This window comes from Gimesia alba, assembly GCF_007744675.1.
Lineage (GTDB): Bacteria > Planctomycetota > Planctomycetia > Planctomycetales > Planctomycetaceae > Gimesia > Gimesia alba.
Genome location: NZ_CP036269.1, coordinates 2,631,447 through 2,644,414, shown reverse-complemented (window position 1 = coordinate 2,644,414; position 12,968 = coordinate 2,631,447). Strand labels below are relative to the sequence as shown.

At 51.8% G+C, this 12,968-nt stretch carries 8 protein-coding genes and 1 pseudogene; 1 reads left to right on the top strand and 8 read right to left on the bottom strand.

What is annotated here, in order from left to right:
• Positions 1-2 precede the first annotated feature (2 nt).
• The 6 genes and pseudogenes from Pan241w_RS09830 to Pan241w_RS09805 all read right to left on the bottom strand — a co-directional run bounded on the left by Pan241w_RS09830 (position 3) and on the right by Pan241w_RS09805 (position 5,654).
• The gene (locus tag Pan241w_RS09830) at positions 3-983 is read right to left on the bottom strand and encodes a DUF1559 domain-containing protein (RefSeq protein ID WP_145214432.1); all 981 of its coding nucleotides are present in this window, start codon (positions 981-983) and stop codon (positions 3-5) included.
• A gap of 170 nt (positions 984-1,153) precedes the next feature.
• Entirely contained in the window at positions 1,154-2,053 is a 900-nt protein-coding gene (locus tag Pan241w_RS09825; RefSeq protein ID WP_145214429.1) for a Kelch repeat-containing protein, read from the bottom strand.
• Between the two features lie 387 nt (positions 2,054-2,440).
• Positions 2,441-2,569, bottom strand: a pseudogene (locus tag Pan241w_RS30080) (IS110 family transposase); the annotation flags it as partial.
• Between the two features lie 208 nt (positions 2,570-2,777).
• The gene (locus Pan241w_RS09815; protein WP_145214426.1) at positions 2,778-3,401 is read right to left on the bottom strand and encodes a hypothetical protein; all 624 of its coding nucleotides are present in this window, start codon (positions 3,399-3,401) and stop codon (positions 2,778-2,780) included.
• A gap of 201 nt (positions 3,402-3,602) precedes the next feature.
• Positions 3,603-4,094, bottom strand: coding sequence for a hypothetical protein (locus Pan241w_RS09810; protein ID WP_145214423.1), 492 nt, complete (start codon positions 4,092-4,094; stop codon positions 3,603-3,605).
• A gap of 228 nt (positions 4,095-4,322) precedes the next feature.
• Entirely contained in the window at positions 4,323-5,654 is a 1,332-nt protein-coding gene (locus Pan241w_RS09805; RefSeq protein ID WP_145214421.1) for a Gfo/Idh/MocA family protein, read from the bottom strand.
• 334 nt (positions 5,655-5,988) lie between these two features.
• On the opposite strand from Pan241w_RS09805, the gene Pan241w_RS09800 reads away from it, so the two are divergent.
• The gene (locus Pan241w_RS09800; protein ID WP_198000439.1) at positions 5,989-7,425 is read left to right on the top strand and encodes a hypothetical protein; all 1,437 of its coding nucleotides are present in this window, start codon (positions 5,989-5,991) and stop codon (positions 7,423-7,425) included.
• A 182-nt stretch (positions 7,426-7,607) separates the two neighbouring features.
• Here the strand turns inward: Pan241w_RS09800 and Pan241w_RS09795 are convergent, their stop codons facing one another.
• Positions 7,608-11,711: a PVC-type heme-binding CxxCH protein gene (locus tag Pan241w_RS09795; RefSeq protein WP_145214418.1), complete on the bottom strand. Its 4,104-nt coding sequence runs from the start codon at positions 11,709-11,711 to the stop codon at positions 7,608-7,610.
• Entirely contained in the window at positions 11,708-12,781 is a 1,074-nt protein-coding gene (locus Pan241w_RS09790; protein ID WP_232107404.1) for a LacI family DNA-binding transcriptional regulator, read from the bottom strand. Before Pan241w_RS09790 ends, Pan241w_RS09795 begins: the two co-directional genes overlap by 4 nt.
• Between the last annotated feature and the right edge of the window lie 187 nt (positions 12,782-12,968).

Sequence of the window (12,968 nt, the reverse complement as noted above, 5' to 3'; positions counted from 1 at the left end):
GATTAGAATCCCGTGTCAACAACCTCACCGGCTTGTGAAGTAAGCAGGTGAATAAAAGTCAGATTATGAATAGAATCCGAAATAAAATGGACCGACCCGTCGGCCATCAACACCTGGATTCCGCCAGTGTGAAATGAATACGGTTGCGAGTTTTTGTTGGTCGCATTCACGACGTAAGATCCCCCGTTTGTCGTTCCATCGCGGCTCCAGGATTGTAGCCAGAATGCATTGCCGGATGCCCAGGAGCAGTTGTCTGGAGAAACCTTCAAGGGCGTCCCACTGGTGTCGTTCCATATTTTGTTGAAAAGATACACTTTGTCGCGGCCGTTCGACTCCCAGACTGCCACGGTATTGGTTGTGCCATCGAGAATGTCTCGGAATTTCTGCGGTTGAACCGGATACGCTCGAACGAAAAAGCCCTTGCGCAGATTTTTGTCGCTGGCTTCTGCGGGAAGTAATAAACTTGCGCGGTGCCCACAATTCCCGGCGTAGTCCGATGACCAACCTTTGACTGTCGGATTGATCGCTGTATACTCCGTGGCAAAGTGATCCGTATCAATCAATCCGGTTCCGCCAGGTGTCGAGGGGCATTCGAATGCCGGCAGCTTGCGTGTGACGACATGGGCATTTTCCTGAGCCATCCAGGTGTAATCATAATCGTAGAGTCCTTGAAGATTGCCCTGGTCCAGATAGGGCAAAATCTGTGTCACCCACCCGGTTTTGTACTCGTGGCCGCTCCCATGGTTTATCTCCAGAATCTCATAGCAGGGAAACATGCTGAAGGTGTCGTGGTAATTGTGAAGCGCGAGTCCAATTTGCTTCAAGTTGTTTTTGCATTGCGTCCTGCGAGCCGCCTCGCGAGCTTGTTGTACTGCCGGCAGAAGCAAAGCGATCAAGATGGCAATGATTGCGATAACAACGAGTAGTTCAATCAACGTGAAGCCACGTCGTCTTCCTCGATCGCGATGATGCACGTTATTCATTCGTCTGACTTTCTTTTGGTAATAAACTAAAGCGTATCTGTTTCTTGCATTCGGATGCGTCACTGGAATTTCACATCCTGCACGAAGATGTGAAATCCACTAGACGCTTTTCTGGAGGGCATGAGAGATTATCGGTGTATCCTCACCACTGGAGGCGGACCGGTTGTGATTTACGACTTGGGGCAATAACGCTCCTCACCCGTGTTTGCCTCTTTGCGCATTTGTTTCCAGCCCCCAGCGAGAATAATCTCGTCACCAGCGACTCCGCACGCAAACACAGCGCGATTTGATTTCAGTGGCTCGCATTCCGTCCAGGTATCCGAGCCGATCTCATAGCGATAGACCGTTGAAGTCGGTTTCTTTTCGGTATCGACGCCACCGAGTGAATAGAGCGCTCCACCACAGGCGACAAACGCATGTGCGGTCCGTGAAGCAGGCATGTCGGCCAGTTCCAGAACCTTGCCGCTTTGTGGTTCAAATGCAATGAGTGACTTTTGAAATGTTCCCTTGTTCGGACCAGCCGTCCAGCCGCCACAGTAGTAGATGACCCCATCAAGCGAACAGGCAGCACCGTGACGTGCGCCATAGGGCAGCCTGCCGACTTCGGACCAGCAGTCTTTCACTGTGTCGTAGGCGAAGATTGTATCTGCATCGAGTTCATCTTCGCGTCCGCCAAGTGCATAGAGAATATTGCCGACAGCAGCCAAACCCGGCTTGACGCGTTGCGCTGGCAGCGGAGCACAGGTCTGCCAGCTTCCCTCGTTCGTATCAAGCACTTCCACAACGGTCGAGGGCCCATCGCGATGCTCATCAGGAGGCTGCGATGCGATCGAACCAGCAACGGTATAGATCCGTGTGCCGACTGCAGCGGCAACAGGATTGGCCCGGGGTGTGGGCATTGAGGTGAGGGTACGTCGTTCTCCATTCGGATCCAGCGGTACCACATGCACCGTCCCAAAATGTTCAAACGGGGTGCTGTTGCCTCCAATCACGTAGAATGCCTCTCCGACGACCGTACCCGTCGTACCGCCATGATGCTCGACGGTGTGCTGCTCTAGCTGAGTGCTCATAATTATCTTCCATTAAGCAAGGGTTCAAACAGAACTCCTCGGCTGCTCTGTCCACTGACATCAGGGCCGAAGACGTCCGTAGTCTCTCATAGAAGCACTGAGGCAAATCGCGTACCATTAGTCATTCATTAACGGTTTTCTTCTGAGAGGTGCTCTCAAAACGATGTTAACGAGCCGTAATGCAAGAACTTTTCCAATGCCTCAACGATCTCAGAGCAGTTTTGACAGGGCCTCTTATTTTGAAATTCATAGGTAAGAGCCAACGCCCCACGCCCATCTGTGTCGAAAATGCCGCCACTGGTGGCGAATTATCCACCATGGCGAGTGCAGGCCTCAAAACTTGATGCCGCAGGAATACAAAGGTGTCAGCGATAGTCTTGGATATTGTCAAGCAGAGCGAAGAATTTGATTCCATGTCTGGTTGTGTTTCATCATGGAATTCAGGATCGTGAGAAACGTTCTCGTGCAGGCTGCGATGGCCAGCTTCTTCGGTTTTCCTCTTTCCAGTAAAGAGAGGCACTTAAGGTTCCGAACACCTTTATCTGTCCAATTGGAACCAATAAAAAAGTGAGCGGGACGGCGCTAGCCGCCGGTAGAATTCAGTTCAAACAAACGCTTCACCCGCAAACCAATCCTACCAGAACACAACCGCAACACGAGAGAAACATCCCGCACCAGGCGTGAATCAATAGCACGGGAGGTAAGCACGATTCATTGAGCAGCATCACTTCTTTAGATTGCGGTAAAAAGTGCTGCGAATGTTTCGCATCGACTGCCAGATATTGGCTTTGAAATCTTGTGGCGAAACGCAGACGAACAGATAGCTGTGCTTGCTGGTTTTGTCTGTCCAAACCTGAATGATCAGATTCAGCGTTTGCGGTTTCTGCGTAACAAACGGTTCAGTCCATTCGACCGTTGCCGCATATTCTGCGAGTCCGGGAGGGTAAATCTTCTGCGGATCGACGGGGGTGGCTTTGGTCAGTTTGCAGGTAAACCCACTGGTATCGATGTTCTTTTTTCGGCTGTTGAAAATGGTACGCGACAGCCCCTGATAATACGTGAGTAATTCGCGTTCGATGTTTTTGGGAGTGAGTTCACTGCCGGGATCGATTTGAAATACGAAGAAGTAGGAGAAAAACGAGTTCGACTTTTCCTGAAACATGCCCGGCGAAAACCGGGCTTCTTCGATCCCTTTGAACTGCATTTCTCTAGCAAAGGAAGGGGGCAGTGAAATCTGCTCCCCCCTCCAACCAGCGGGAACCGTGATCTGCTTTGCCAACTCCGAATCGGCAGCCAACACCGTGTTCGACATAAACAGAATTGCAAGTAACATGATCAATCGGCGCATATCAAAATCCTGTTAATTAAAGGGGTCAGTGTTAATTAAAGGTGCCAGGACTCTATTATCACTTAAGAGTCCTGACACGTTTATCTCTACTTACGATCCTGAATACGATAAGGAAAAATAACCAGGCGTGGAATCAAACACTTATTGCCACTTGGCAGATTTTAACAGAGCCACTGCCCACTTTTCTGTCCTGTTCCTCATTTAATCTATCTCTTCCCAGTCAATATTAATACAGGCAAAGTCAATCTTTCGCACTGCAGGATATCCGATTTTTTTTTCAACAAGATCAAGTGCTTGCGACATGTCTGCTATTGCAACAAATAGTTCATCATCTGGTTCTAGTATCAATCCATACTCATTACTCCACGTTTCTCGAAACAGCGTAATGGTGTGCTTCAGTGATGAAGCTCTATTAGGTGAGGCGTTTCTGAGATGAATCTTCGATTCCCACTGCTCACCCACGTCCTGTGGGAAGATCCAGACTTCCGGCTTGCCTACTTTATTAGAGAGACTCACCAGCGAGTATTCTTTACCTTGAAGCTCAGAATTAATTTCATGGATGAGTTTCCGTCCACCCTGTTGTTGAATCACTTTGTTTGCTCGCCATTGAAGTATTATTACTAAGACTGTTGCACCTATCGCAACTACCACTACTGCAACTAACAAAAAAATGATTAGATAAATAATTACCATTATGCTTCGTGTTTTCAATTGTTTTCGTCGTATAGCTCTTCTGCTACACGGAGTAAAATAGAACTCAGCATATTTTCGATAATTCCCACGACTGAACGCATTGTACGCAGAGGTGACAAAAGATAGATAGGGGGGGGGGCATTAAAGGGGTCAGATTAAAGGGGTCAGGACTCTTTTATCGATAAAGAGTCCTGACCCCTTTTTATCTACTACGAAGAATACCACAGTCTAAGTCGAGGCGATTTCGAAGCCGCTGCGGTAGTCTCGCGTCAGATATTTATTCGCAGCCGAGTTGTTCGTGATCTTGACGGCTTTGCCATCGAATTCGAGGGTTTCGCCCGGAAAGTACGCGGCCACATTCCCTAACTGCACAGCTTCGGTCAGATGGCCGCCGTATTCAAACCCGTCGCTGGGCTGTTTTCCGGACAGGCAACCATCGACCCAGCCGTGATAATGGTCGAGACTTTCTACCGGTTCGATTTTCACACCTTCGATGTTGACGAACGGCTGGCCGACATGGGGCAGAATCATGTTCCCTTTTTGACCGACGAAAACTGAGCCGCTGTTCGGCAGAGATTGCCCGGGTAACAGTTTGGCGATTCCGTTACTCGGCCGCCGTCCGCCATCGTACCAGGTTATCGGCAGACTGCGACTGGCCGTATACTGCGTCCCGGGAACAACGTATTTGATGGTTTCCTGGGCGGGCCAGACTTCGTCGTTCATGCCCGTGTGTTCCGAGCGCACGCTCAGGGGGTCGCCGGTGATTTTGAGGGCCGTGTACACCGGGTCGAGCAAATGGCAACCGAAATCGCCGATCGCCCCGGAGCCGAAGTCCTGCCAGTCTCTCCATGTAAAGGGATGGTACACGCGGTTTCCGCCGTAAGGACGCATGGGAGCCACGCTGATCCAGAGGTTCCAATCGAGCGATTTTGGCACCGCTTCATTTTTCACAGGCCGGTCGAGTAAACCGCTGCGTCCATGCCCGGTGGTGCCGACCCAGGAATGGATGGCCTTCACCTTCCCGATAACGCCATCTTGAATCGCTTTCACTCCGGTGCGATAAGCCGAGTGCGAATGGATCTGGTTTCCCATCCGCGTGATGACGCCTGCTTTTTTTGCCTGCTGTCGCATCTGGCGGGCTTCCCAAACCGTGCGCGTCAGCGGTTTCTGGCAGTAAACGTGTTTCCCGCGTTGCATCGCGTCGATGCTGATGATGGCGTGTGTATGGTCGGGGGTCGAAACCGAGACGGCATCGATTTTATCACCCAGTTCATCCAGCATTTTTTTGTAGTCCTGGTAGACAGGAGCCTCAGGGGCCAAAGGCTTGACTTTTTCGGTCCGCGACAAATCGACATCGCAAAAGGCGACACATTTCACTTTGTCGTGGCTGGCGATGAGCTTGATATCGGAATACCCTTTGCCGTCGGTGCCGATGCCCGCAAACTGCAATTGCGAGTTCAAATTTTGTCCGCGGACAAATGCCGGTGCAGCAAAAGCGGACGCGGCGGCAACGGATGTTTTCAAAAAATCGCGGCGAGTCGTATCTGAGGCGGATGTCATGATGGTGGGTTTCCTGTCGAGTCGTTTAGTGTGAAGTATTTTGGGTCAGAGCCGGTTTATGATTTTGGTTAGACCTCGATTATAACATAAACTGTTCCCGATACGTCAATTGAGACAGTATGACGAAGTGTGAACAAATTCGTAATTCGTTCTGCATCCAGATTTGGTGGTAGTCCCTGAATTTTGATTCGTGATTCTGGTGCGCTTGTTTGCTAATATATTAATCAGCGGATGATCCAGGATTCATCAATCGAATGCGATTCTGGAAGGAGCAGTCTGTTTGTCACAATCGGTGCACAGGAAAACCATGACCATTTGATGGAAAGAGGATACTATGTATTGGCGGACCATATTCTTCACCCTGCTCGTCTGGTGTGCCACGGGACCTGCCAGCGAGGCACAGGCCGAGTCGGGTCAACTTCGCGCGGGGGCTTGTGCAGTTGATGTTTCACCACAGTTGTTCCCTGTCAGCCTGCGAAGTGGAAAGGCGATGGACAAAAGTGCCATCCACGACCCGCTGCATGCCAGGGCGATCGTCTTGAATGATGGCAAGACCGTTGTTGCGATTGCCGTACTCGATGCACTCGGCGCTCCCCCCGAAATGTTGAACGAAGCCAAACTGATCGCTTCCAGGAAAACTGGGATTCCCGTTGATCGAATCCTGATTTCATCAACGCATACGCACTCGGCTCCTCCTTCCAACCGGACGGAAGGTTCTCCGGGGGATGTCGCTTATCGGGAAGTTCTGATCAAAGGACTGGCCCAAGCAATCATTCAGGCGTTCGATCAACAGCAAACCGCTTCCCTGGGCATGGCCTCTCATGATCTTCCTGAAGAAGTATTCAATCGACGCTGGTTTCTGAAGCCCGGAAAGATGCCCGCGAATCCCTTTGGGAAAATGGACATCGTGAAAATGAATCCGGGAACCAGCCCGGCCGTGCTGGACCGGCCCGCTGGCCCCACCGATCCGGAATTGATGGTGCTGTCCATTCAGAATCAGAAGCGAAAACCGCTGGCCTTATTGGCCAACTATGCGTTGCACTATGTGGGAGGGATCCCTAAAAAGCATGCTTCCGCAGATTACTTTGGCGAGTTCGCTCGCCTGATGCCAAGTCGTCTGCGCGCCGGTCAGAATTTCGTAGCCATGATGTCTAATGGCGCCTCAGGCGATATCAACAATATCCCCTTTCTCGTGAACCGTCCCCCCCGGGAGCCGTTCGAGCAAGTCCGTATTGTGGCGAGCAAAGCCGCCGATGCCGCTTATTTTGCATACAAAAAAATTGAGACCCACCAGCGCGATATCACCATCGACATGCGGGAGAGACAGGTCGACTTGAAATACCGACGTCCCTCTGCAGAAGATGTGTCCGCAGCACAAAAAGTGCTCGCATTAAAAGACAAGAACAAAATCGCCAGGCTGCCCAAAAAAGCCGTCAACTACGCCCGCAAAGTGGTGCAGGCTCACGAACGTGAAGAAGACTCCCTCACAGTCACCATCCAGGCCATTCGCATTGGTGACTATGCCATTGTGGGCATCCCCTTTGAAACTCTGGTCGAAATCGGACTGGAACTGAAGGATCGGAGCCCGTTCGCACGCACGATGGTCATCGGATTAGCCAACGGTCGACACGGCTACTTACCACCTCCCGAACAACATCGGCTCGGCGGTTACGAAACCTGGCTGGGCACGAATGTCGTCCAAAAAGAGGCTTCAGTCATCCTGACGGACAATCTGTTAGAGATGCTGGAAGAACTTCATCTGCGTAAATAACGCTCAGCAACAGTTGCGAATACACTGCTCGTGGCAGTACGTAAAAGGGGACAGGCCCCTGAATAACAATCAAATAGTCCTGACCCCTTTTTTAGCCACTGAGTCTGCTTGTCTGATGTTTAGAAGTTTCTATTCACTATTTAAAGTTTAGATCGTGGCGATGCGTGAATACTTCCCCACTATCACTTGAGGGATTGCAATAGCTGCTGTTCTGCTTTCGCATGATCCAGTGGCTGATCTGCTGGTCGATCATGAATCAGGATGGCATAGGAGAGTCGAAATGTTTCTCCCCGTTTTACCTGGGTTTTAACGTACGGTTCGCGGCGTTCCCGGGGCTGTTTTGGAAAGGGATTGAAGACGACCACGCCATAATCACGGGCATGCAGCCATGATGGCCGGGGATTCTGAGAAGCAGCCAGCACCATCACTCCGACTTCGCGTCCCTTCACTGTCCCCACATAATCAAACCACCGGGCCTCCTTTCCCCAGACCTGTGCCCCATTTTGCTCTCCGCGATCATTGAGTATGGTGCCACTGCCACCCTGAACCCGTAAGGGAGAAGCGACACGAACTGCCAACCCGGATTCTTCCTGGTCACCAAAATAGAAATCGTGATCATCAGATCGATACTCAGCATCAATTCTCAGGATCAGTCCGTCTGGAGTTCGTTCAAAGCGGTAACGTGTGATTTCGTTACATACGATATCCTGCTTGCTCTGGCTCATAAACAAGTTGCTCACCGCAAAGCTCCCAGCATTTCGACTCCCTACAGGTGGTACAACATATCCATTGTATTTGACCTGGGCCTGCAGTCGCCAGTAATCATTCCCATTAACATCACCGAAACCAATCCACAGTCCCGGATGCATGACCGGATGAATGATTCCGTCTTCCACCTGATACCCCAGGTCGATGTCTTCGGGGCTGCGCGGTGGAAAATTGCGCGTGACCTGAATTCCCCCCGGTGTCATAAGGTTGACGAGTGCCCGACGCGTCAATCGGGGATGCTGTTTGAGATAGGTCGCAATCCGCTGTGATTTGAGAAAAATCTCGATCCGGTCGTTGTATTCCTGAAACGAAAATCCATCACGATCACCAACCTTTTTCTGGGTCAACAGCCAGGCGACGAGGTCAGCAATCTGCTGAGCATTCATCATCTTTCCGAAGCCATTCGGCATCGGGGAAACTTTGGTTCCGATACGTTCTTCGATTTCAGCAACTGCGATCGTTCGGACGACACCATCCGTACCAACCAGTTTCACTGCCTGTTGAGTTTCCTCGATGACGGCTCCCGAGATCACCTTGCCCTCAACGGTGATAATCTGTTGCAGGGCGAAGCCTTCGGTAATGACCTTGCTCGGTTCGAGGATCGATTCGATCAGCACGCGAGGTTCCCTGGCGCGGTTACCGATATCGGACAGATCGGGTGCGAGCACACCGCCAATGCCCTCCATACGGTGACATTTAAAACACCCAGCGCCCTGAGGATGCAGGAACAGTTCCCGCCCCCGCTCCGGACTGGCGGTTCGCATGTGGGAGAGCACCTGATCGGTCGTCGCTGTCTGTGCGTTTTCCACTGGAGATAAGATCTGTCGCTGGAAAATCACGATATAGTTTCCCCGGCCAGAATCGGTCTTCGGTTGATTCGTGTTTCCGCCCAGCACAACCCGACCGGCGGGATAATGTTTGCGATACAGCCGAAAAACGGGATCCGTGGTCATCAGTTTCAGTCCAGTATCTTCAAACCCTCCAGGTTGACCGATCTTCATCCAGCGCAGGTCATCCGGGTTTCGCAGATCGGTTCCCACAATGAGATCGCAGTCTTCGGTTGTGACCAGCGATAGCCATTCTGCTCCCGTTGAGCGATCATCTCCGTTGGCAGTTCTCAGAAACGGTAATCCGGCCAGTCCATCCGGGACCTGAGTAATGTGGTATTTCCGATCCGTATAATGCCGCTTGCCGACATCAAGCCCGGTCCAGTCCAGTTCGTAATAACGAGCGCTGGGAGTCTGAACATCCGAGACGAATTCACGGTGCCGATAAGGGGGAACATGTCGAATCTCATACTCGGCAGTCACAGCCTGGCTACTTCCATTGTTTCCTTGATTGACGGCAACTCGTAACTGTCTCGTGTGGTCTATAGGTATCGGCCCCTTCACACGTTGAGATGTGCGAGTTGGCAGCGATCCATCAAGTGTGTAAGTGAGAAAAGCCCCTGAAATGGTTGTTTGAGCTGTCACGTTGACCGCTCGGGAATACTCACCTGGAGGTGGATTGAATTGCACCAGCGGAGTCGCCTGCCCCGTCTTCTCCAGCCAGTCGTTAACCAGTTTTACAATACGAGGATCATCATCATCTTGAAAAGCAAGTACTGCATTGCCGCTGATGGCGCCGTCGTGAAACAACCCCAGCAACGCTGCCAGTCGAACTCCCGCGCGAGGATCCTGCAGCCATCCTTTTCGCTCCTGGAGGGATGATAGCTCGCGGAGTGCATTCCAGGTTGAGAAAAAAACAATCCGATCTGATTCATCAGCGGCGACCTCCAGTAAATCAGGGATCCACTGTTTTTGTTCTGCCTGCCAGATCGCTTGTACTGCTGCATGTCGTAGTCGGGCATCGATGCTGGCCAACAAGGGGCGGACCGTATCAGACAAAGTCGTACATTGTTCAAACCAGCGAATCCGGTGAGCCAGTATACGCAGTGCCTGAATCCTGGCATTGCGGGTCACTTCCGAACCAGCAAGAATTCCTGCCAGGTATTGATCGATACTGACGGCAGGTGAACTTAACCCGATGGTCCACAGAGCCCAGGTCTGACTGGCAGTGCTCAGCTCGCCCTGGTTCAACCGGGAGAATAAGTATTTCTGAGCCGGCTCTCCTCGTCTGAGTAGTTCACTTTGCGCATTCACGCGCCAGGCGGGAACGTCACTGGCCAAATCCTGAAACAGTTGTTCGAGCGTCCATTGCCCCTGTGGTTTGCGGCGCTGGTCGTGTTGCCAGTCGATGAGGGGATTGTCCGCATAGCGAATTCGATAGACACGCCCTGCATCCACCTGTTTACCCTCTTTGATCGTGGCTCCGTAAGCATGTCCCCAGCTCAGGATATATAAAGTTCCATCAGGGCCGACTTCAATATCAGTGGGCTCAAACATGCGGCCGGAACTCGCTGGTAAAGACCGGCCCCCCTCTGCATGCGCAAAGACCGGAGGAAACTCGCCCGTGCATTTCATCAGTGCTCCGTCCCACCGCGGGCGGAACGCATACACTTCCCGCCGCATCCAGTCATTGACGAAAAACACTCCCTGATACTTTTCGGGAAACTGGTTCGCATGATAATGAATTACACCGGCCCCTGATCCTTCAAAGAGTGGAGCACTGGCGGGGACCGTGGGTAGATGCCCTTCTCCTGTCCAGTGAAAACTCCAGGGATGCCCCCACCCCAGGTGAGCTCCGTAGAATGGCGCAAAGATCTTGTCTCCCTGTGTCTGGTCATTGTCGGTTCCCAGCCAGTGGAAGCCATCATCAAAAGTAATGTCCCAGGGATTCCGGAATCCGCGGGATACGATTTCCAGCCCCTGGCCGGACGGCACTCCATCGCGATAGGGATCGGAGCGCAGAATTCCCCCCTGCTGTCCCCAGTCATCCTGCGGTGTGTGGTATTTGCGTCGGTAGGTCTGTTTTGTAAAAGTTTTGACTGGTGTGTAATCAGGAGCCCCTTCAGGAGAAGGCAGCCCCCAGAGTTCCCGGAATACTTTGGGAGCAAGCTGATCCAACCGGTTGTAACCTTTCGAGTTCCCTTTCGACATATACAATTTACGATCAGGTCCAAAGTTCAAGCCATGCAGTGAGTGTTCCAGATTCCCCAGACCGGTATAGACGCGAATATAAACGTCGGCTTCATCGTCATTGTTAGTATCACGAACAACAGTCAGGTCCGGGGCATTGGCGACCCAGAGATCATCACCGTGCCAGGCCAGCCCCTGGATGGAATTAAACCCCTCGGCAAACGTCTTACGTTGGTCGCTGATCCCATCCCCGTCCGCATCAATGAGAATATCAACACGATCTCCGGGGGTGTCGGGGGTTGGGCCGCGCCACTGGGGGCCCTGAGCTACACAGATTCGTCCCCAGCGGTCAAATGCCATCACGCAGGGATTGCTCACTAACGGCTCCCGGGCAACAACATCGACCTCAAAGCCCTCAGGAACGATCGGTAGATCGTCTTCGGCTTGTAGTAAGGAGTTGACTGACAGCAGCAGGACCAGGAGGGTCAGTCGCACGTTCATTGCTTTCTCCTTTTCAGGTTCACCACAGACATCCCTTCAACCAGTCTCGGCTGCACCGAAACTGTTACCAGTGGTGCTTCTGGATGTTGTAATCTCCAGATCAGTTGATCGACCGCCTGGCGTCCGATCTGCTCGGCACAGATATCAATCGTAGTCACTTCAGGGTAGAGACCTCGTAACAGAGGTAACTCGTTGTTACAGGAAATCAAACTGAGATCCTTACCAATTTGAATCTGGCGACGCGCACAGCAATGATATGCCATCGCCGTGATACTGTCCGCAGGACAGAAAACAGCAGTCGGTTTACTACGCAGTTTCAATAGTTTCCGGATTAGCTGGTCGACCAGTTCGACGTTATTGACGGTCTGAAGAGGAATGGACCAGTTAGATTTCTCTCCAAGAACCCGTTCTACCCTGGCGCCATTTTGAGTGGCGTGCCAGATGAAACTGGCGCTGCGTTGTCCCAGGGTAACGTGACCTGGCTTGGGATCGAGAATGGCGATGCTTTGGTGTCCCCGGGCCAGCAGATATTCCGCCGCCAGTCGCCCGACTTCCGCATCATTTGACTCCACCGCATCCCCCCAGTCGGACCCGTCTGGACGACCAAGAAACCAGACCGTGGGGAGCTGACGCATCCGATTGATTAACTTTGCATCTGCAGTTTCAATCAGCTTTCCCTGCAACGCTGCTTTTATCAGCAAACCATGTGTCTTGGGCGAAGTCAATATTTCAGGAAGCCTGTCCATTTGAGGCAAATCAGCGAAGAGAACATTCGCGCCGGCATGAGAAAGGGCCGATTCAACTCCGTGAATTCCACTCGCAACCGAAGGCAGATTTGCCAACGATCTGTCCATCCCCATGAGCAGGATTGCAATCTGCTTCCGCAACAGCCGCCGATCATCGGAGGCAGACCTCCTTTTACGTAAGGGAGAATACCCCAGTTGTTTGACAGCGGCTCTGACGCGTCGGGCTGTCTCTGCAGAGACATTGGGCTCACCGCTCAAAACACGGCTGACCGTTCCGACGGATACCTCAGCTACTTTTGCTACGTCTTTGACTGTTGCCGGCACCGTAATCTCCTGCATGCTCCCTGAAACAGATACACTACCATCCCTTTATTTCATTGAAATAAAGGATAGTATCAATTGATACTAAAATCAAGCAACTCACCACAACTTGTATCAAAGAACTGGTTTGCTCCTGTATTTTCTGGACAGAAAAAGAGGCCAGCCTCTGATAACCGTTTTCTTCTTAGTC

Bases quoted from the DNA above. Each gene is read 5' to 3' on its own strand.
- Pan241w_RS09800 (WP_198000439.1), top strand. From the start codon at position 5,989: ATGTATTGGCGGACCATATTCTTCACCCTGCTCGTCTGGTGTGCCACG.
- Pan241w_RS09795 (WP_145214418.1), bottom strand. From the start codon at position 11,711: ATGAACGTGCGACTGACCCTCCTGGTCCTGCTGCTGTCAGTCAACTCC.
- Pan241w_RS09825 (WP_145214429.1), bottom strand. From the start codon at position 2,053: ATGAGCACTCAGCTAGAGCAGCACACCGTCGAGCATCATGGCGGTACG.
- Pan241w_RS09810 (WP_145214423.1), bottom strand. From the start codon at position 4,094: ATGGTAATTATTTATCTAATCATTTTTTTGTTAGTTGCAGTAGTGGTA.
- Pan241w_RS09815 (WP_145214426.1), bottom strand. From the start codon at position 3,401: ATGCGCCGATTGATCATGTTACTTGCAATTCTGTTTATGTCGAACACG.
- Pan241w_RS09830 (WP_145214432.1), bottom strand. From the start codon at position 983: ATGAATAACGTGCATCATCGCGATCGAGGAAGACGACGTGGCTTCACG.
- Pan241w_RS09805 (WP_145214421.1), bottom strand. From the start codon at position 5,654: ATGACATCCGCCTCAGATACGACTCGCCGCGATTTTTTGAAAACATCC.